This is a genomic window from Alcaligenes faecalis (assembly GCF_041521385.1).
GTDB lineage: Bacteria > Pseudomonadota > Gammaproteobacteria > Burkholderiales > Burkholderiaceae_B > Alcaligenes > Alcaligenes faecalis_E.
This window is the reverse complement of the sequence record NZ_CP168006.1, coordinates 4,085,858-4,105,096: the sequence shown is the minus strand read 5'-3', so window position 1 is coordinate 4,105,096 and position 19,239 is coordinate 4,085,858. Positions and strand designations below refer to the sequence as shown.

Genomic DNA, 19,239 nt, shown 5'->3' with positions numbered 1-19,239 from the left:
CAGCCTTACAGGGTGTTGACGTCGAAGCTTTACTCGACGCCAACCGCAAAAAACTGGACTTACGCAATCGCGTGGACGAGACCACGGAAGCGGCCGTAGCCTTTTTAGCCTTGGAACAACCTGCTTTCGGTCAAGTTCGTGTCTCCAATGAGCTGCGTAAATGCGGGGTCTCCATTTCCCCTTGCGGGGTACGGTCGGTATGGCTAAGACGAGGTCTGGAGTCGTTCAAGTGCAATCGAGAAACTTCTTTTTTGATTTCGATGATGGAATTAAATTCTTTTCTCATGCGTTCCTCTTGATTGTCTCTCAACCGGCTAAACGGCGAGGTGGCCTTTCTAACGCGAATATTGGCCAGGCATCAACGGCCTGGCTAACCTTGGTTTATTGAGTTAGAACAACGACATCACAACAATGAATGACATTCCGATCATGATAGTTTTTTGTACGCCACTTACAAGTTCGACCTTCTCGATTGAGCCCGTTGAGTAGTTACGAAAAAGCGCCGTAATAAACGACATCAAGATAAGGATAACAAACGCAGTGGATGTCGCAAAAATGATGAGTCGCAAGTTACCCATGCTGACGCCAGATCCAGATGCAAATCCTTGCTCCAGGCTTTCGGTTAAAGGCAGGCAGCCTTCACCTTCACGGATGCACGGATCGACGGGTGGCCTGTAGGTGCCACCTTGATCAGGGTTGGGTCGAATGAGGTCATCAACTGGATCGCCGTTATTGCCCGTAGGCGGGCCATTACGTATTCGGTCAGCCATTTTGCAGATGGTCGTCCCATTGATATCCGCAAAGCCGTTACAACTTCCTGAGTTGATCATTTTCTGGCAATTTCCGATCCCGAGCTGCACGCACGCCAGTACCATATCCCCATCGACTTCTCGGCCATCGAACGTTCCCAACCCAGCAAGTGTCTTGGGTGCTTGTGCTTGCATGGCTTTAGTGGTCAGTTTTGACCAGGCGTCTACTTGCTCCTGTAATCCCCATGTTCTGAACTCCTCGGGAGATACCTTGGCATATTTTTGAATATTGGTTTTATTCATTTGCAAAATGCCTGAGCAGCATGAGCCATTGTAAACATCTAGTTGTCCGCCACCTGATTCGAACATAGCCAAGCGCCCAACGGCATCTGCATTAGCTTTTAGCCACGGACTGGCGTGTGGAGAATTTTTTATCGCTTGGGCAACTTGTTCAGCAGTGACAAGGGTTGCAGCAATAGTGACGACTGTGAAAGTAAGACCAAGGAAAGACCATGCTAGCTTTTTAAAGCGATTAAAGTTCCTTAACATGTTTTTCTACCGTAATGCTAATTTCCGATCGCATGCCGGTACGTGTTTTCCGTGCTGGATAACTCGAAAATGTGCGGTCATATTTTTTTCGTCAAATGCAAATTCTGTTTGATTGACATCACCAGGGTGGTCAGGCGGGAAGGGATATAGATGACAATAGTTCTGAAACTCTTGAGTGCGCGACTGAGAACCTTGAAATTCTGTCACTCGCAATGGGCATGTCTCGTACATGTCTTCAATCCCACTGCCATTACCAGGCTCTATGCATCCTGGTGTCCCAGCTGAACTAAAGATTGAAAATGTGTACTGCACACCTTGATTCGTAACTGAGCTAACTAAGATGAAAGAAGGCAGTTTTGTTCCGTCATCGTCCAGGGGGGCAGAGTTGATTTCTTGATTCCAGACGGTTCTGGCTAGGTTCATATCTGCACGCGATACATCAGGAACATTTATTTTTCCGTAATTAAATGAAGCTATAGCCATGGGTCGCCATTGCAGATGATCTTTTGTGTCATCCTTATAGTTCATGCTTGTTTGGGCCAGTGTTGCATTTGTACTGGCTAACGTAATTGCAATTGCTAGGACTGACGCTGTACTTATTTTCATTTCCTATTCCTTTTGCTTTTTTTTAAGAAGCATCTAATTCTGCAATAAATTGCTCTGGAGGTGTTGCGCCAACTAACCGCTTTCCGTTGCCCAATATAACTGTAGGTGTGTTAGCGATATTGTTTGCTTCTCCAAACATTAAAATCTCCACCAGACCAGAAATGTCGCAGTCCTCACGGCCATCAATATTTCGACCATTCATGACCATGCTCCAAGCAGTGTTTCGGTCTGGTGAACACCAGGCTTTGCGGGCGATGGGGGCTGATTGCGGGTCAATAACGGGAAAGACAAATCGATAGACCGTTACGTTTTCAAGCTGATCGACGAATTTTGTGAACACGCGGCAGATGGGGCAGAGCGGATCCTCAAAGACGGCCATCTTGCGTTGTCCGTTGCCATGGACCTGCACAATGGCTTGACTCAGCGGTAGTGATTCCCATGGGATCGCGTTGAGCTTTTCAAGGGCTGGTGCGGTCACGTCACGGCGGTCTTTCATGTCCATGAGGGCCCCCCCGACAAATGCGTACCGTCCGGTTGAGTCGCTATAGAAAATCTCGTTGCCACTGACGACCTGGTACATGCCGGCAATAGGCGTGGTTGAGATGCTATCGATGGGGACAGAACCTTGAGTGTGTTCCTCAATAGCTGCTTGCACGTCAGACGGTACGCCTTGAGCCCAGGACGCTGTGGCCAGTCCCAGGCTAAGGCTTGAACTGGCTGCCAGGCGAATCAGCAAAGAAGAAGGGGAGTAGGTTGAGGTAAGCATGGTTCGGAAGAATCCTGGTTGTCAGTAATCAAAGGCGCGAACGCCTCGGGCGACACGGCATTGTTCGACCGCGTCACGAATAAGTTGGGAGACGTGCTGAGGGCTAGCGATCGCGCTGATGTGCACGGTCGGCGTCGAGGCGTCAGTGGTTTGCAAAACGACACGGCCACGGCCAAACAGGGCTTGAAAGAGGGTGCCGGAAACGGCGATGTCTTTTACCCGGTATAACTCCAGGGTTTCGACACGTTTGACGAGGATCCCGCTGTATTCCAGTAGGCGTTGGTTCGTCAGTTCATAGCGATGATTGGCAACCTTAAGGTATCGGTAGATCGCCCACAGGACAGGAATGACTGTCCAGCAGAACAGGATAGCGACAATGAACCAGCCCGCATTGATGAGCTGGCCTTCTGTGCCTACCCAGATAAGTTCTGTCTCTCGCGTGGATGCAGGAGGCGCAATGTGGCTGGCAGCAGCCTGCGATAGTGGGGGAGGGGTGTCGAATGGGTCCATGTGGCCACTGTAGGGCCGCATGAAGTGTGTGTCTGTTCAAACCCTTGGGCACATAACCAAGGGTTTCGACTTGACAAGCCTTTAAATCAATTCTAGGCCGATTCGTTGTTGGCGTTTAGTCGTGCGGCGTCCGGCGATGTGAATGTGCTTTCACAGGATCCGCAGATAATCTTCAACTTTGGTTTACCCCAGACGCTTGTGCCGCATGGGCAGACGTACTTCCAACGGTTTGAATTGCCGGTGGGTTTTATCGGCACACTCTCGTCGCCATGGGCGGCGTTGCTCGTTGAGGAGGCACTGGAGGCCAAGGCTTGAGTGAGTGCTGGAAGCGCGATGTATGGAGGGGCTCCACCTCCTACTGAGCTGTCCAAGCGCTCAGCGGCGCTACGAGGTGCGTCGGCATGTGAAAAGCGATCGTACCAGGTCAGACAAAATGACTGGGTGAGCAGATCGGCGCATGCTTTCACAAATTTGCCATCCTCAATCGCATAATCAGCCATGAGTTGGCCAGTGCGAGCGCCACCAGGTTGGCCAGTCGAAGAGGGCATCAGTCCAATCGCTTCCATCTTCGAGGCCCACTCTTCATTGTGATACCTGCCACGCCCAGGCTTGCCGAAATGGAATTGCCAGAGATGGCACATTTCATGTACCAAAGTTTGCATGGTTTCGATCAAGGGCATGACGGCAAAGTAGGCCGGGTTCATCGCTATTTCGTCTGTATAGGTGCCTTGAGCATCGACAAATCGCTGGCTTGAGAAGTAGCCCATTGAGCGTTTCTCGCGTTGCAAAGTAATCAAACAGTTAGGCAACCTACCGTCGAATAGGGCGGTATTAAAATGATCGTAGGCTTGTTGCAGCTCGGTATATGTTTGATGGGTCGGCGCCGTTTTCATGTTCATGGTGGTCTTAAAGCATGAATTTGTATTGCACAATACACTACATTTGGCGTCAAAGCATTGGCCGAATTTGAGATTGGAGACAGTTAAACTAGTCACCGCGTGAGATCTCGTGCTCCTGAAATTGCAGTTTTTTTAAAGTCTATATGGAATGAAATGAGTACATCCAACATTGAGGCCCTGGCCAGCATTTGGGCACGGATTGCTGAGGAAACGGAATTCCCAACCGACTACGAAGGGACGGCCACGCCTGCGGCACACCAAGCCAGCGTAGCAATACAGGTACGGATTCGGGATCATATCGTCGCGACCAACGACATGCGGTTGTTCGGCCTGCTGCACTTGCTGGGGCAGGCGTCGCTGTGCATGGAGCAGGTGCTATGGCCGGAGGAATACGAGCGGATGGCCCGCGAGGTTGAAGAAGCTCTGGGTGAAGTCAGTGATCCCAATGCCAGGTTGTACACCCATGAGGAAGTAATGCAGGTGATGCAAGAGCGGAACCAGCAGGCACGAAGCAAGCTCCGTTGATGGGGTGATGTAATTGATGGCTGTTTCGGCTTGAGCGGGGGACGCTGGGCTATCGATCACGAACTCAAGGGGCCTTGTCTTTGCGTTGCATACAACTGTCGAAGCATGTTGCATGTAACGGGTAATGGCCGTACTATAAGTGCATAGTTATGGAGGTCAAGATGGCAAATGTAAACGCGAGAGTTCAGAAGCACCGGGATTCCCTCCGGCAAGCAGGATTGCGCCCAGTGCAGCTTTGGGTGCCTGATACACGTCGGCCCGATTTTGCGGCGGAATGCCGCCGCCAGGCGCAGCGGGTAGCCAAGGCAGACAAGACCGATGTGGATACAGAACATTTTATGGATGAGGCTCTGGCTGACCTGGATGGTTGGACAGAATGAGACGTGGGGATCTAGTTACTGTTGCAATGCAAGGGGATTTTGGAAAGCCTCGGCCTGCATTAGTGATCCAAGCGGATTTGTTCGCTGCCCATTCCTCGGTCACAGTGCTCCCAGTAACCAGCACAATTGTGAATGCGCCCTTATTGCGCATTAGCATTCAGCCAGACCTAGAAAATGGTCTACAAAAACCTTCGCAAATCATGATTGATAAGGCGTTGACTGTTAAACGGGATAAGATTGGCCAAGCCTTTGGATCTGTTAGTGCTGATACACTGGTAGAAATTGAACGGTGCCTTGCTGTTTTCTTGGGAATCGCTAAGTAATACAGAGTGTGATGAGGGCTGAGGTATATGAAATATGCTCTGAAACTAGCTCGACATGGAAGTATTTTTCTTGGCCGAGTGGCATGGATAGGAATGATGCTCGCAGTTGATTTCTTCCTGTTGTTGATGAATTCAAGTAGCAGGGAAAATCGGAACAACATGGCCGCACCAGAAGTCCCCGATCCATTGGATCGGATGGATCCTAGTTGGGAGTTCTACTGGGGAGATCGTGAATAATTTGGCTTAGCGGGTACTAATTTAAAGGGCCAGGGGTGGGGCTGTCAAAAATTCTATTTTTATAGCGTAATACGAAATCGCTGACAGGCCCACGTATTTGAATAAAGAGTTATCGTAGGATAACGAAACCTACCGAGCACAACCATTTCAGATCAGCGGTGAATGTCGATGTGCGCCAAACTCCAGGTATATCAGTTTCTATAAGCACACCAAGCATTTCCAGTTCCGCACCAAAATATGGTCCAAAGCCTGGCACAAGTACAACTCCTTGCAACCCGACTGCAGAATCAAAAGTCTTTCCCGAATTCGCGATTAAATCGAGCAAAAGATATCTGCGAACTGTATCTTCGCCCTCCACATTAACTGCGATAGTCTCTTGGTCAACAGTTTTGACTAAACCTGTCTGTATGGAGACTGTGATTGCTCTAGAGATCTCGACGGGGGTGTAGCCCTCTTTAGACAGAAGATTTATAACGCCATCTTTCTGGCCCTGTGTACGGATAATGGCGTGTGCAATCTCGAGAGGCGTCAGGAAACCAATCTGCTGTAGCTTACGGCGTAAGCGAATAGCAGCACTTCGAATTTGGAAAAAATCGTCTGTAGTAGACTTCGAAAGTATTTTCCTCAAATCCCCCGCAAGTGCAGATGAATAGCCTGCTCCATCAACATACTCTAAAAATAATGGACCGGGCGAATTGGACCAAGATCTAGCCATAACAGCCTCGGCGTTCAAACGAGATGTATCTGTTTGGTCAACATTCTTGTGGGAAACACTGCCCGAGTCACCTGCGTAAAATTGAGATTGAACAAATAGGCGCGGACTCCAGCCGTCGACCCGAAATGGTAAGACGAAATCAAATGCGCGGGTTTTTTTGTCTTGGTTTGCAGATTCCTCTGCATCAGCAGCGTCTGGAGGAAGGTCAGTCTCTTCAAGTCTCCCAGCTTCGACGTCAAGCACGACATCAGTTCTGTTGAAATCAACATCGGACCTAAGGCCCCAGTCCAGCATATAACGCCTCAGCCGATCTTCTGGTTCATGGCCTCCTGATGCAGACACCGAACCTCTCACTTGAAATGCAACGAGAGGTGCGAGTAAAGCGCTGGCTGCTTTACCACTTTGCTTTAATTGCCAATAGCTTTGAGTAAGGACAGTAAATTGCTCCCGAGCATGATCGCCAGCCAGAACAAACTCTACGAATTGATTCAATAATTGAGTGGCGATTTGGCGGCATGGATTGACATCAGGAGTCATACCGCCGTCTTCAAATTCGACGAGCAACGCCGCAACGCGTGCCATATATACGTCCGACTTCAGCACCCTCGGTATAGCTTGCTCAACAATCTCAACCTTCCCACGTGTTTTTTTACGAGTGGGCAGAGATGTCCAACCCAACTGGTTCTTTAGGTAGAGTGGAAACTGACATTTGTGATTGTTGTCTGATTTGCCTGTTACGATGAAAAGTGCTGATGCAAAAGCCTGAAGCGCTGTGAGTGCGATGCCCTCCGGAGTGCTTTTAGACGCACTTTCTGAGCGCTGCTCTATCCGTGAGCATACTAACGCTGTATAAGCCTCGGCTATTCCCGCAGTGGAAACTACCGACGGATCTTTAAAGTCAGCCACAATTGGGCCGAGGGTATCGAAAACGTCTACAACGCTACTTAATACATCCTTAAATTTTCTAGTATCTTTTAAATCAGTTAGCGATGGTGTTACCCATACGTCAAACTCACCAAGCCATTCTGGAACTGATTTTTGTTGTTCATTTAGTTTCACTGAGTGACCTTTCCTTTAGATTGTTCGACATAGTTTTTAACAGATATCGCGAGATGTTGTCCAAGCAATGGGGGCACCGCGTTGCCGACCAATCTGTAGCCCGCTTTTAAAGACGCCTCATCGCCTTGTGAGAAAATAAAACTATCAGGGAAGCTTTGCAGTCGGGCACATTCGCGTAAGCTTAAGGGTCTATTTTCGGAAGGATGAAGAAAATAGCGCGGGTTATCAAATATAGTAAGAACTGTGGGGGACGGTTCATTCCAATCCGGACGCTTAAAGAGGCCGGAATTGAACATAGCACCCTTCAGATCATATTTTCCAGCTACTTCCTTGATATAGTTTTTGGTCAATAAATCATCTATTTCGTCACAGTTAATTTCTGATAAGCCGGACAATTCCTGTATAACTTCTAAAGACAAAGGGTTTCCGTTCGGTATGTCGCCGTATTGCTTGTGCCTACGGTTTAAGCCAATAGTCTCTAAGATTTTTTTTTGGCGTACCGTTACGTAACCGAAAGCCTCAGGTATGTTCCACGTATAAACAGCAGTTGCAGCGTGTCGTACATTGCAAAGTTTTTGACCTGGTCCAATGGCTCGGAACACGTGTTCATACTTTTCTGGCCATTTTTTGATAACGGCATGGTCGGAAACACCGCCTAGCGTAACAAGGTCGCTAATTGCGTCATGCATAGTGACTGGTGGTGCAAGCACACTCGCCGTATTTTCAGTATCCCATAATGACAGTGCGTCATTTACGATTGAGAATTCTCCGTTACGGGATTTAGCCGCGTGTGTTGGCTGAGGCCAATGAAAGGAGTGGTGAGACTCGAACTTGGTTCCGACAAAGATTATTCTTCTACGGTGCTGAGGCACACCGAAAGCTGCAGCGTCGAGAATTTTGAATTCAACGGAATAACCCAGGTCGGCAAAGTCGTTAATAATTGATTTCAGATAATGCCCGCCAAAATTTTGGTGCAGCCCATCGACATTCTCGGCAATAAAGATTGTCGGTTTAAGTGCCGCGACTGCTCGCTTCATCTCCTGATAGAGAGCATTGCGTTCGTCATCTGCTCGTTTTGGGCCAGCCTTGGAGAAGCCTTGACAGGGAAACCCTCCCAGTACAACGTCGCATTGACCGATCTTTTCGATAGCCTCATGGAATTCAGCCGATACCACATCGTAAACGTAGGCTCGCTCATCTACGTTGCGCCGATAGACCTCGATCGCCTTGGGATCGTTGTCAGCCGCAAACACGAGGTCGAACCCTTTGGACTGGAAGGCGTAGTCGAGGCCCCCACACCCACTGAACAGACTTACAGTCCGGAGCATCTTAAGGACTTCCTTTGTTGTAAATGCCCAATTGTAGCTGTGTAGGAACGAAGGTAGCAGCCTAACGCCGCTTTGAGGTACAGAGACTTGCTGTGCGCTGGATGACCATACAAAATAAGGCTAGGGAGTATTGGCGGGTGAACGGGCGCTCAACAGCGAGCTAAGCGTCTAAGCCGGGGCGTTTCCTACTTTACAGTTCCGGTAGTTTGGGCAGGTCAGGCCTGGACTTACCCAAGTAAAGAAAGTTCTAGGAATTGTATGGATTTCCTAGAACTAGAGGTGATTTGTGTCTACTTAGTCTCAGAAAGTATTGAGTTTTTATTTCTTCCCTCCAAACATTTTCCCTAACAATGGAATTCGTCCCGAGTTGGCTGCTCCGTTTCCTCCCTCGCTTACCATTTTATCGATACCACCCGCCACTTTTAGCCCGGCCCACGCCATCATCGAAGACCAAATGATCGGTAATCCGACATACAGTGACAGCAATATCGTATTTAGAACCATTCGTTTATAGCCTGCTGGAATCGCTCCTTTGCCGATCATCATGGCTTCTTGAACAAATATATTGCCCAGAGCGCCAGGGTACATGGCGTTGATTAGGTGACCGTCGATCCAGGTGGCGATGTACCACATCGATGCCCACATTTTGATGGTAAGAATGGCCATGGCTCCTAAGAACAACACCCGAAGACTGAAGCCGCTGACCAAGGTGGCCAAGGGAAGAAACGCGTAGATACCCATGAGAACCAATGCCTGGATCATCGGTAACGAGGTCACCAATGGCATCCATGCCATGCTGGCCATGAAAGCTGCGCCTCCTACACCGAGCGTGCTCCCAGCGCCCGTTATCGTTCGTCCTGCGACTGTAGCAGCGTCATAAGGGGTGCCCATCATCTGGTCGAAATCAACAAAGACTGGATTGGCTGCGGTTGACGCCAAACGAGCCACTTCATCCTTTTGTTTGTCGAACGACGTAAAGGTGAGAACGTTCGCCGCTCTGGATGCGAACGCTCGAACACCTGGGCTGCCATCGATCAGCTTTTCTCGTAGCTGATCCTCCCACCATTGCTTGCAGGTTGGACGTCCAAACTCTGGGTTTACGGCACCAGTAACTTGTGGGTCCACGTTGCTCGATGGGTCGTAGTACTCAGTATCGCGGGAGTAATCGATCGCAAAACCAGTTACTGGAGCACGGCTGCGCATGGAGGCGTAATACCCAGGCTCAGTTCTGAAAAACTGGCTGCCCATCCAATCCACATCAGTTGGCCCATAGTCGGTATTAGATTCTGCCAAGATCGAGGCACCTGATGCACTGATTCTGCTGCGATCGCTGCGCAGATACTGACTGCGTGCCGGGATAAAGCATTCGCTATAGAAGCGTTGCACATCACCGAGCAAGGCGGGGTCTTCGATTGTGGCATTCTTGGCCATATCCTCCAGAACCCGCATATCAGATCCAGAATTATTCATGCCATTGCGAAAGGCATTGTTTATCCCAGAGCTGATGGACATGATGGAATACCACCATAGGGGCACGTTACTCAGCCCGCTGGCCTGGCTCATGCTTCCATCAATAGCATCGCGTAGTGCCGTATCGTAGGTGCTGCCACTGGCTCCAGGCGTTGCCTCTACAGGGTTAGGGTTATCAATCGAAGGAGGAGGCACGTACGACAAGCGCGCATACGTTAGGCTTGTGATGGGCGAAGTGAAAAAGCAGACCGACATCACAAATAACATGACGATGAGCTGCGTTTGTACGCTTTTGATAACCCCCATAACGCCGATGTCTTGCATTCCCCGCTGGCCAGCTTCGCGCCAGGCATTGAGAATTACCACCAGAAAAGGGATGACGACCAAGCCGGTGCCGGTCACGATCTCGCCAAAAATATTGGCAAAAGCCCACCCGTAGAAAGTGGTAAAGAGTTCGAGGTAACTGTCTAGTTGCATGGCTTATTCCCCCACCTAAGCCGTCATGAGCGCTGTTGCCAAGCGCCATATACGGTCGAGGCCAATCGGGATCAAGATTAAGTACAGTGTGATAAATGCGGCCACCTTGCGGCGGCTAGCCAGCACGGCGTCATATTCGAATTCTTGAACAATATGTCTGGCTTGAAGCCAGCGAACGACGGATGGCCAGCGCCCGATTATGAGTAGTGCTGCCATACATTGAGCGATAGCACCGATATCTCGCACTGACGTCGTTCCCTCAAGCAGGGTCAGGAGTTTATGTTCCTGTCCGATAAAAGACTGCGCTAGTGCGCCGAGCAGCCCAATGAGCAGGAGAAATCCGGCCAAACCGATGGCGAGCCATATCAGTGCTCGCCACAGCCAGCTGCGTTTTTTGGTGAGAGAGGCTTGTGTCATAGTCCAGGCACCCGTCCACCCACTGCTGGGGCAGGATCAACAGGGTTGCCACCCGGTACGTTCAGTGATTGTGTGTCAATGGCGGACTGGGTGTTGATGATCGACAATGCCGTCTGGGACGTCAGATCCTTGCGGATCCGAGCCTCATACATCAAGTCGTCAATGTAACCACTTAAGCGATCGACCGAAGCCTGGGTGTTTTGGATGGCATCTCCTGCGGCCGTAACCTCCGGTAAGGTCAGACCTGTCATCAACACGCTACGCGCCACCAATGCCTTATTGATCACCCGGTGCATCGCCATTTCCTGAGCAATGCGGTTCACAGCGATGCTGCGGGTGTCAGGCGGCATCGCCCGTAATGAGTCAAGCAACTGGGGAGATACGGCAAAGCCAGGAGCTGAGATTTCTGCGAGATCGGCATACGTGGCCGAGTTCGATGGGTTGGCCATTGCCTCTAGCTTAGGCTGGACGAAATCGACTTCGGCTTCATATTTGGGCCCCAGGCCGCTGGAGGTCACGACCGTAGTTGGGGCGGGGCAGTGATGCTGGCCGCAGGTATAGACCTTCTGATCCCCCAAGACTTCGGTTGTCCATTGGGCAAGTTCTGCCGGCGATTTAAACGCACGAACCAGGCGAGAGTTTTTCTCGGCAGGTGAGTTACTGTAGTCCGTGGTCTCTGATGCGGTGATTGGTTTGTTGAGGGTAGCGTTGTAGCCTGCCACAGAGAGATCTCGCACCGGCTCAATGGGTCGTCCTCCTACACCCCCGGCATTTTGGCCAAAGACCCATGGCACTCCAGCTTTGTTCGCCTCTTCATTTTTCTCAATGTCGATTTTCGCCTGGTAAATATCGCCTTGCGCAGAGGCCTTGATCTTCCAGCCTTCTCCTTTGGCCATCTTGATCCAATCTTCATAGGGATTCTGGCCCGCTTTGACCATGGCCTCCATCTCTTCGCAGGATTTAAGGCTGGCCCCAAGCAGGAGATCCACTTTTTGCGAGTAGTTTTGGAAAATCTGATACAGGCCTGGCTGTGCGCGTTGCAAGACGTATAAGGGGAGGGCAGCGATACCAGATTGAATCGCCCCAGTCACCGTCTGGCCCAGGTTGTTGAGGTTGTTCATGATGTTGGCCCAAGATAGGCCTATATCAAACTTGCCACATGAATAGTTCAGCCGCGCATTTGCACCAAAACCTAGGTTGTGTGCGACCTGACCGCGATAATTGGCAGAACCGCCAGGCGACCCACCTCCCATTCGGTAATACAGTGAAGAGCCGCGTATGGGTTGCGCGTAGGCGTCGGGCATCACGCTCATGGCGGTCAACGCAAGAGCCAGCATCATGGCGGCTGGTTTTAAGCGCGGTGAGAAGGGGCGTCGTGGTTGTTGCATAAGTATTCGTCCTTCACTTAAGGGATGCTGTATAAAAACTCACCACGGATACGGCAGCAGTCATAGTGGTTCCACATGTTCCACATGTAGCCGTCGGCACCATCGGTCTTGTAATCACCAAAGCTGGCCAGGCTCAGTGAGTCATCGGCCCCAAAGGTCATGCAGGAGCGTTGGGCACTCGGATAAATCATTTGCCAGGTGGTGGGCTTGGAGGTGGGGAAGTACTTGTAGCCCCTACCTGGTTGTAGACGCTTGTAAATGTGAGGCTGTGCCGATTGCGAGATGATGCTTCCGACACGCGTGGCCAGCACGGCGGAGGCCTTGACTGGGTGTGACTGCACCAGTTCGCCGTTACGTGGGTATATAGGCCCCCAGGTAGTGGAAAGGGGCGAGGTGCTTACTTCCCCTGTACCAGGCACCCATGATTGGGGGTAAAGCATCTCCAGCGGCCAGAACCCGCGCCAGCTCATGGCATCCATGTCCGACTGAAAATGCAGATTGAACACCGACGCTGAACCAGGGCAGAACATGCTCGATAGCCCCCCTGAGGCTCCCAGGCTCTGGGCGATCTGCACCATGTCTCTGATTGGCCCAAGATCGGCACCCACCATATCGACGCCGGACAAGCCAATGGCTTGGGTGCTGACGCTTCCCCCAAAGACATTGCCTAAATTGCCAATCGACGAACTTAACTGGCCCAGTTTGGCTGGGAAGGCAGAAATGGAGGAAATGATGTCTGCTGGTGCATTGGCCATGGCACGGGTTGCTTCAATAAACTCGTTGCCCAGCTGTTGGGGGACTTGCCGCCAGGACTGCGCGATACGAGGCAGCTCTGTGCGAGTGAAAGCCAGCAATTCGCTATAGCCCGGAAACTGGAATGAGCTGCCAAAGCTGGGGATGTAGCCGCTGGCGATGCTGGCAATCAAGCCTGCCGGGTTGCCGATGGCGTCCGCACTTTTATAGGTCGTCACCTCGGTGCCCTCGCGCTGTGTTCCTGCTGAGGCGTCGATCGGGGCGCCGACTACAGCCGATCCCACTGAGGAAATAGTTGTTGCCAATGGCTTACCCACCTCGGCCCAAGGATGAGCCAGAGGGTCGTTGTAGGTGCTGATCACGACATCAGGCACGTAATGGGCAACCCGAACCGACGTCCGGATGAAGCAGCCAATGAGCGGGACGCAGACCAACCAGACACAGATGCCTTTGACTTGATAGGACGTGCAACTGGGTAGTGCGGCGACCGTGTTGGTGACGACGCCCGCCGTGGTGGTTGCTGCTGTGGCTTCTACAGGTCGCAGCGCGGTGGCCAGCACCAGCAAACTGACCGCCAGCATGTGCCTGAAGCGCAAAGTAGTGATCGACATGAGTGCTCCTTAATGCTGGCTGTCACGCCAGGCCATAAGCGCCTGGTCAACGTCGACATAGCCAAAAACCACATATCGTTGGTTGATGACGACGGCTGGTATGCGGTCAATCTGATAGTGCTGTGCGCGTGCCAGGCCGTTAACGGCACTGGCGACCATGGGCTGGATCATTTGTCGCAAGCGGGTCTCATTGGCCGCCACCCACTGTCGGGCTTCATTTTCGTCTTGTGGCATTCCGACGTTCATTTGAGCTTCGAGATTACTCAGCGCATCCAAACGGTAGACAGTCTGGATGTAGGGGGGCCAATCGGTTGATATGACTGGCATGGCGGTGTTGACAAATACCTCTACAGATAAGACTCCTGCATACAAATCTTGGCCAGGCTGTTGCGCGGACGATGGTGTGGCCACGGTACATAGCGCAGAAAGCAACGCCATGCGAGTTGTGAGCTGAGAAGCAGCGGTGAAAAATGAGCGGGCTTTAATCATGAGCGACTCCGGGCCAGTTCTTGTGCCACCATTTGAGCCGCACCCATTTCGTTGATTCCATGTTTATCCATCAGGCGACGGCGGTGTGCTTTCTCATGACCCTCGGTCATGGCCAGCGCAATGGGAAGAGCAGGAGGGACGTTGCGAAAGAGCATCTGGCCGGTCGCAGAAATCAGCACCCCTTCCGTGTATTTCGGGGGCTCCTTTTGGGCGGATTCCATCATCGCTCGCTGCTCGTTGGTGAGCGACCGGAACCGCACCACTTCTTCAATCTCCGCTTTGTCCATGGTCAGCAGCATCCAGTACTCACACATCGAGAGCACGCGCTCCATGGAGTCGGGGAAGTCTTTCAGGTTTTGTGTGGCAAGCCAGAACCAGGTATTGAATTTGCGCCACATTTTGGTGCCCTTGGCTATCTTGGGGCCAAGCAGCTCATTGGTTGTGATCAAGTGGCCCTCGTCCGTAAGGAACACCATCGGGCGACCAGAGTGTTGGTTCAGCTCGGCACGGGACTGTACTGAGTCGATGAGGCTTGTGTATGCAACTGCCAAGGCGTCTTCATAGCCGTCTTGAGTGAGCGTACCCATCTCAACTAGAGTGACATCTGCATCCGGCCAGTCCTGGCCCTCGCGATTGAATAATTTGCCTCGCAGTGCCTGAGTGAATGTCATCATGGACTGGCCCATTTCTTCGGCGCGGGCCCGCCGCGCCGGTGACATGGTCTGGTCTTTATTCATGTGCATGAGCTGCAGGGCCACATCTTGCGTCAACGGGTGCTTGGCTCCCCGTTCCTTGCAACTGATCGCGGCCATAATGATGGCGCGTGATACCAGGTAGCGGTCGGCTCGACTCATTTGTGCGACTTCGTCCGCTTCACCTCCTGTGATCATCAGGATCGCGGCAATCAGCATCTCGCCCAGCAAGTCTCTTTTATCCAGCTCGTCGTCCTGCTCTTCGTCCTCTTCCCTGGCCTGGAACGTTTCATGAAAAGACACGTCGGCAGTCGACGGCTCATCATCTTGGCCAAGCAGGGCATTGAGCAGCTCGTCATCGGGCAGGCCTGCGTTGCTTCGTGCCTGCTGCTCGGCCGCCACAAAGCTCTCCATCACTTCACTATCATCTAGTAGTTGGTACGCATGAACGAACGGTGGCAAGGACACTTTTGCACTACTGTTCAGTTCAACTTTGTAGGTCGATAGCCCTCTGTCTTTAAAAAAATCCACCAAAAGGCCGAAGGAGTTCCCGGCATCGACAATCACCAGCCGTGGCCGATGAATGGCCATCGTCATCATGGCGATGTAGTTCAAGGTGGCCGATTTACCGGCTCCGGTCGGTCCCAGCACCAACATATGGGCGTTCTTTTTACGATCGCGTTTGTTGAGCGGATCCACAAACAAGGGTTCCCCGCCGCGATTCCAGAACCACATACCAGGGTGGGGTGTGCCACGGGCACGGCCATACAGCGGTAAGAGACGCGCAATATGGGAGGCGAAGGTCAGACGGGATCGACGAAGTACCTGGTTATCGAAGGCAGGGTCATAGTTAAACGGCAGCGCCCGCATGAATGTGTCCAGCGGGACCAGGTCATGCTGATTGCTGATGAACTTCAGGCCTGATGGGATCAACAGCGCATTAATCGTGTTGATGTTGCTATCGAGTTCATCTGTGCTGGTGGCAGTCGCGTACAGGGTCACCATCATTGGAAACAGGTGGTTGCCCCGAACTATTTCACTCAAAACATTGGAGCATTCCCGGTAGGTCTCGATGGCCTGGGCGGTCTTGGCGCGTGAGGCATCCCGGATCCGCTCAATTTGTGACTCTACGATGTGCTGCGGCGCAATCGTGATGGAGACCGAGAGCATCGAGCCGGGAGGCAGACGGTCAAATCGTGCAAATCGCTCTTTACCGTTGGCCAGCTCCGCCGTGAAATGACCAATCTCAGGCTGCTTGCGCATATTTTGCAGGGTCAACGCCTTGACGGGTACGCCATCAAATTCAAACAATCCCTGTTCCAGGTTCGAACGGGGCTCATTGATGCTCAATAGCTCTGACAAGTCCCATCCAAAAATGGGCGTATCCTCGTCATCGGTCAACGGGGTGTCGCCGGGATAGGGTAATTCACGCATCATTTGCGTGCCTGGCGCCCAAGGCAGATCACGGTTAAAAAACGGCAGTAGCCACTCATACAGGTCTTTGCCGGTGCAGCGGCGAACGGCTACACCGGCTTCGGAAAACGTGGCCATGATGGTGTTGGCCACCGACTCGATTTGCTGCACCGGCGTTTGTGGATCATCGGCTGCACCGCCAAATCGACGATACAGGCAACAACGGACACGGCGGATCTGCCCGCGCCAGACTTGACCGGTGACAAGCGTATCGGTGAACAGGCCATTGGGTTGCGAGACATTCGACAGATGCGAGCGCACCTCATCCAATACCGCCTGGGTAAACGGCGAGTTCAGGATCTCCTGGCCCAGGCCATCGTCCTTGTGTTGCTCCAGGATATAGTCGGTGAAAGTGTCATTAAGATGATCTAGGTTACGGTCATCGTTGACAAAAAACTGAGCAATCCACGGTGCGCCGTTGACCGATGGCATGGCTTGCAAGGCCTCCTGAATCTTCTGGGCGTGTTCATTCAGGATTTCGATAGGCATGGCCTCGGTCGCAATGGGAGAGAGCTCAAACATTGCCCCGAGGGTATTGCCATCACGCAACACAAAAATGCGCTCATCGGGGGCATAGCTGATATAGGGCAGCATGTCGGTAAACGACGGTGGCCGCAGGGCCATGCGTCGACGATCTGCCACGGTCTGCCCTGGAGAGAGGGCCTGAATCGTGCTCTGTGGTGAACGCTTACCACTTGGCTGTGTTGCGCTTTGACGCTTGAGTCCGAATAGGCTGGCCACATTAGCGATCATCTGCGGCTCCCTTCTTGTTGGGGCTTGGTTTCGCAGAAAAGTAGTCACGTCTCCATTGCAGTAAGTCCTGGGTGACTTCACCAGGTAGCGCATACTGTGTCTGGTCGTACATCGGGAAGACGGTCACGTAGCCTGGAACCGGATACTGGCCCTTGGCCAGATGCGGAAACACCACCATTACCAGGTCAGGATTTGGCAGCCGAGCAAATCGCTGGTTCATGGAATCAACAGCTGACCAATATCGCTGGGTTAACTCATCACCTGGATTAATCGGTCTGGCTTGAGTGCGCTCACGCATCCGTTCCTGGGGGGTGATGCGTGACTGACGGGTCGCTTCGTTTCGATAGTCAGTACCTCGGTAGACGTCCAGCACCGTTGGCGAATCCTTAGTGACCTCATTAAGTGGGGATTCGCGATCCATCATGACGGTGCAACCGCTGAACATGGCGGTGGTGATTAGAGCCAGCGCCAGGCGTTGGGCAGTTTTATTCCAGACCATAATGTGCTCCACGAGAAAGCTGCTGCGTCCCTTGCTGGCGGTACACCAGCTTGCGGGCGTTGGGCATCTTGTCAATCTGCAGTTCTTTATCCAGGTGAATGACCATCTGCTTGCCAGCCGGGGTTACAACGGCGTCAAAACTATTCTTGAGGCGGGAGGTCATCCAGGCGACGACTTCATTGGTTGCGCCAGAGGCGGCTTGTCCCATGGCGTAGCTGCTACGCGAGCCGGTGATTTGAGAGGTGGTATTTCCTGTGCCCAGGTTGTTCGAGACGGTGCGCTGAGCATCGGAGAACGCTTGCGCAGCGACATCCAAGCCCTTGAGCGCAGCCAGATCGGCCAGATAGGCCGGTGCATTGGTGACGAATTTGCCAGGAATGCAGGGGTTCCCATGTACGTCTGAGATGTAGCCCAGGTCCTGGGTGGTGCCGCTACCATTGACGTTGGCATTCCCCCCGCCTTTGGAGCGCTCAGAGATGGTGCGAACCGTGCCATCATTAAAGACAAAGGTGACCGAGCGCACTTTTCCTTCTGAGCACGACAGCGCCATATCGCCGATTGCCACACCGGTGACGATCATCCCCTCAATGTCTGCTGGTAATTCAAAGCCATTGGCTGCCAGGTTGTCGCGGCCGACAATCGCTTTAAACTGCATCGGGTCAGTGACACGGCCATCAATGGGCACACGTCCGATGAGACTGGTCATCGATACTGCGCCGACCAGTGTCGAGTTCTCGGGAACAGTAAAGTACGGAATCGGTTCAGGCTTGGCGGATTGTGGTGCTGACCGTGTTTGTGTGGCGGTGAGCCTGGACACAGGGCCCATGGAGCTATTGGCATAGGCCTGATTGCCACTGGTGCGGACATAGCGCGTAATGGCTGGTCCGTCATTGCCATTGCGGCCCTGCTCGGACTGCGTTACCGCGCTATACCCCATGGGAGGTAAAACACGGTATGGCCCTGATGAGGTAACAGTCGGAGTGGGCGATTCTGTTCCTAGGGAAAATGATTGTCGTGGGACCAGGGGAGTCGTCCGCGTCTGAGCAGCTCGATTGGCTGCTTCGGTCTCAGAGCGGGCTGGTGACAGTTGAAAGGCGCGTGAAAAAGTATCGACTGCTTCGGAGCCACGCTTCAAGGTGAGGTTGACTGCGTTTTTGGCGCCCGTCTCGTCGCCGGTTGGGTCGATCGAGTCCGTACGGGGGCCGTCAAGATTGAGCGTGTCGCGTTGCTCTTGTTCGATGCGACGCGAGACCGTGGCATTAGCACCACCCACGCGCTTATTCTCAGCGATGAGTTGATTGTTCATCTCGATCACGCGTGCCACATCACGCCGCAACTGTTCATTGCTGGCGGTGACGGTGCGTAGGGTTTCGGCGGCGTTGTCGTTGTCCGCTCCTTGCGCGGTAGGCAGTGTGGCACTTTCAGGCGTAGGAATGGAGGTCAATACCGAGTTGCTAGATTCTCCTGAACCCGTAAATTGCCTGTATATCACCACGCTGACTATTAAGACGGCGACACCACCGAGGATGGGGATCAGTTTGTTGCTGGACGTGCTGCTCATGCTGTTGTTC

The 19,239-nt window shown here is 52.4% G+C and carries 18 protein-coding genes; 3 read left to right on the top strand and 15 right to left on the bottom strand.

Features of this window, described 5'->3' with window-relative positions; all coding sequences use genetic code 11:
• Positions 1-389: 389 nt before the first annotated feature.
• The 5 genes from ACDI13_RS17960 to ACDI13_RS17940 all read right to left on the bottom strand — a co-directional run bounded on the left by ACDI13_RS17960 (position 390) and on the right by ACDI13_RS17940 (position 4,079).
• A complete protein-coding gene (locus tag ACDI13_RS17960; RefSeq protein WP_316988369.1) occupies positions 390-1,298 on the bottom strand; it encodes a hypothetical protein in 909 nt (302 codons plus the stop codon).
• 6 nt (positions 1,299-1,304) lie between these two features.
• Complete coding sequence (locus ACDI13_RS17955) at positions 1,305-1,904, bottom strand: hypothetical protein (RefSeq protein WP_316988368.1); 600 nt, start codon at positions 1,902-1,904, stop codon at positions 1,305-1,307.
• Positions 1,905-1,926: 22 nt separating this feature from the next.
• Positions 1,927-2,670 carry a DsbC family protein gene (locus tag ACDI13_RS17950; protein WP_316988367.1) on the bottom strand — a complete coding sequence of 248 codons (744 nt, stop codon included), beginning with the start codon at positions 2,668-2,670 and terminating at the stop codon, positions 1,927-1,929.
• Between the two features lie 21 nt (positions 2,671-2,691).
• A complete protein-coding gene (locus ACDI13_RS17945) occupies positions 2,692-3,201 on the bottom strand; it encodes a PH domain-containing protein (RefSeq protein ID WP_372372553.1) in 510 nt (169 codons plus the stop codon).
• 71 nt (positions 3,202-3,272) lie between these two features.
• Positions 3,273-4,079 (bottom strand): SprT-like domain-containing protein, encoded by an 807-nt coding sequence (locus tag ACDI13_RS17940; protein WP_316988365.1) that lies wholly within the window; start codon positions 4,077-4,079, stop codon positions 3,273-3,275.
• Between the two features lie 153 nt (positions 4,080-4,232).
• On the opposite strand from ACDI13_RS17940, the gene ACDI13_RS17935 reads away from it, so the two are divergent.
• The 3 genes from ACDI13_RS17935 (at position 4,233) to ACDI13_RS17925 (ending at position 5,307) form a co-directional block, all read left to right on the top strand.
• A complete protein-coding gene (locus ACDI13_RS17935; protein ID WP_009454061.1) occupies positions 4,233-4,604 on the top strand; it encodes a hypothetical protein in 372 nt (123 codons plus the stop codon).
• Positions 4,605-4,831: 227 nt separating this feature from the next.
• A complete protein-coding gene (locus ACDI13_RS17930) occupies positions 4,832-4,984 on the top strand; it encodes an antitoxin MazE-like protein (RefSeq protein ID WP_009454060.1) in 153 nt (50 codons plus the stop codon).
• The gene (locus ACDI13_RS17925; RefSeq protein ID WP_316988363.1) at positions 4,981-5,307 is read left to right on the top strand and encodes a type II toxin-antitoxin system PemK/MazF family toxin; all 327 of its coding nucleotides are present in this window, start codon (positions 4,981-4,983) and stop codon (positions 5,305-5,307) included. The genes ACDI13_RS17930 and ACDI13_RS17925 overlap by 4 nt, the downstream gene beginning before the upstream one ends.
• Before the next feature lie 346 nt (positions 5,308-5,653).
• Here ACDI13_RS17925 and ACDI13_RS17920 read toward each other — a convergent pair whose 3' ends face one another.
• The 10 genes from ACDI13_RS17920 to ACDI13_RS17875 all read right to left on the bottom strand — a co-directional run bounded on the left by ACDI13_RS17920 (position 5,654) and on the right by ACDI13_RS17875 (position 19,229).
• Entirely contained in the window at positions 5,654-7,318 is a 1,665-nt protein-coding gene (locus tag ACDI13_RS17920; RefSeq protein WP_316988362.1) for a hypothetical protein, read from the bottom strand.
• On the bottom strand, positions 7,315-8,646 hold the full coding sequence (locus ACDI13_RS17915) for a DNA (cytosine-5-)-methyltransferase (protein WP_316988361.1): 1,332 nt from the start codon (positions 8,644-8,646) through the stop codon (positions 7,315-7,317). Before ACDI13_RS17915 ends, ACDI13_RS17920 begins: the two co-directional genes overlap by 4 nt.
• Positions 8,647-8,964: 318 nt before the next feature.
• Positions 8,965-10,593, bottom strand: a complete 1,629-nt coding sequence (locus ACDI13_RS17910) for a conjugal transfer protein TraG N-terminal domain-containing protein (RefSeq protein WP_372372549.1) — start codon at positions 10,591-10,593, stop codon at positions 8,965-8,967.
• A 15-nt stretch (positions 10,594-10,608) separates the two neighbouring features.
• The gene (locus tag ACDI13_RS17905; RefSeq protein ID WP_316988853.1) at positions 10,609-11,010 is read right to left on the bottom strand and encodes a hypothetical protein; all 402 of its coding nucleotides are present in this window, start codon (positions 11,008-11,010) and stop codon (positions 10,609-10,611) included.
• Positions 11,007-12,398: an integrating conjugative element protein gene (locus ACDI13_RS17900; RefSeq protein WP_316988852.1), complete on the bottom strand. Its 1,392-nt coding sequence runs from the start codon at positions 12,396-12,398 to the stop codon at positions 11,007-11,009. The genes ACDI13_RS17905 and ACDI13_RS17900 overlap by 4 nt, the downstream gene beginning before the upstream one ends.
• A 17-nt stretch (positions 12,399-12,415) precedes the next feature.
• Positions 12,416-13,762, bottom strand: coding sequence for a TraU family protein (locus ACDI13_RS17895; RefSeq protein WP_316988851.1), 1,347 nt, complete (start codon positions 13,760-13,762; stop codon positions 12,416-12,418).
• A 9-nt stretch (positions 13,763-13,771) separates the two neighbouring features.
• Complete coding sequence (locus ACDI13_RS17890) at positions 13,772-14,251, bottom strand: TIGR03757 family integrating conjugative element protein (RefSeq protein WP_316988850.1); 480 nt, start codon at positions 14,249-14,251, stop codon at positions 13,772-13,774.
• The gene (locus ACDI13_RS17885; RefSeq protein ID WP_316988849.1) at positions 14,248-17,169 is read right to left on the bottom strand and encodes a conjugative transfer ATPase; all 2,922 of its coding nucleotides are present in this window, start codon (positions 17,167-17,169) and stop codon (positions 14,248-14,250) included. Before ACDI13_RS17885 ends, ACDI13_RS17890 begins: the two co-directional genes overlap by 4 nt.
• The gene (locus ACDI13_RS17880; RefSeq protein WP_316988848.1) at positions 17,159-17,668 is read right to left on the bottom strand and encodes a TIGR03751 family conjugal transfer lipoprotein; all 510 of its coding nucleotides are present in this window, start codon (positions 17,666-17,668) and stop codon (positions 17,159-17,161) included. The genes ACDI13_RS17885 and ACDI13_RS17880 overlap by 11 nt, the downstream gene beginning before the upstream one ends.
• A complete protein-coding gene (locus tag ACDI13_RS17875; RefSeq protein ID WP_316988847.1) occupies positions 17,655-19,229 on the bottom strand; it encodes a TIGR03752 family integrating conjugative element protein in 1,575 nt (524 codons plus the stop codon). Before ACDI13_RS17875 ends, ACDI13_RS17880 begins: the two co-directional genes overlap by 14 nt.
• Positions 19,230-19,239 lie beyond the last annotated feature (10 nt).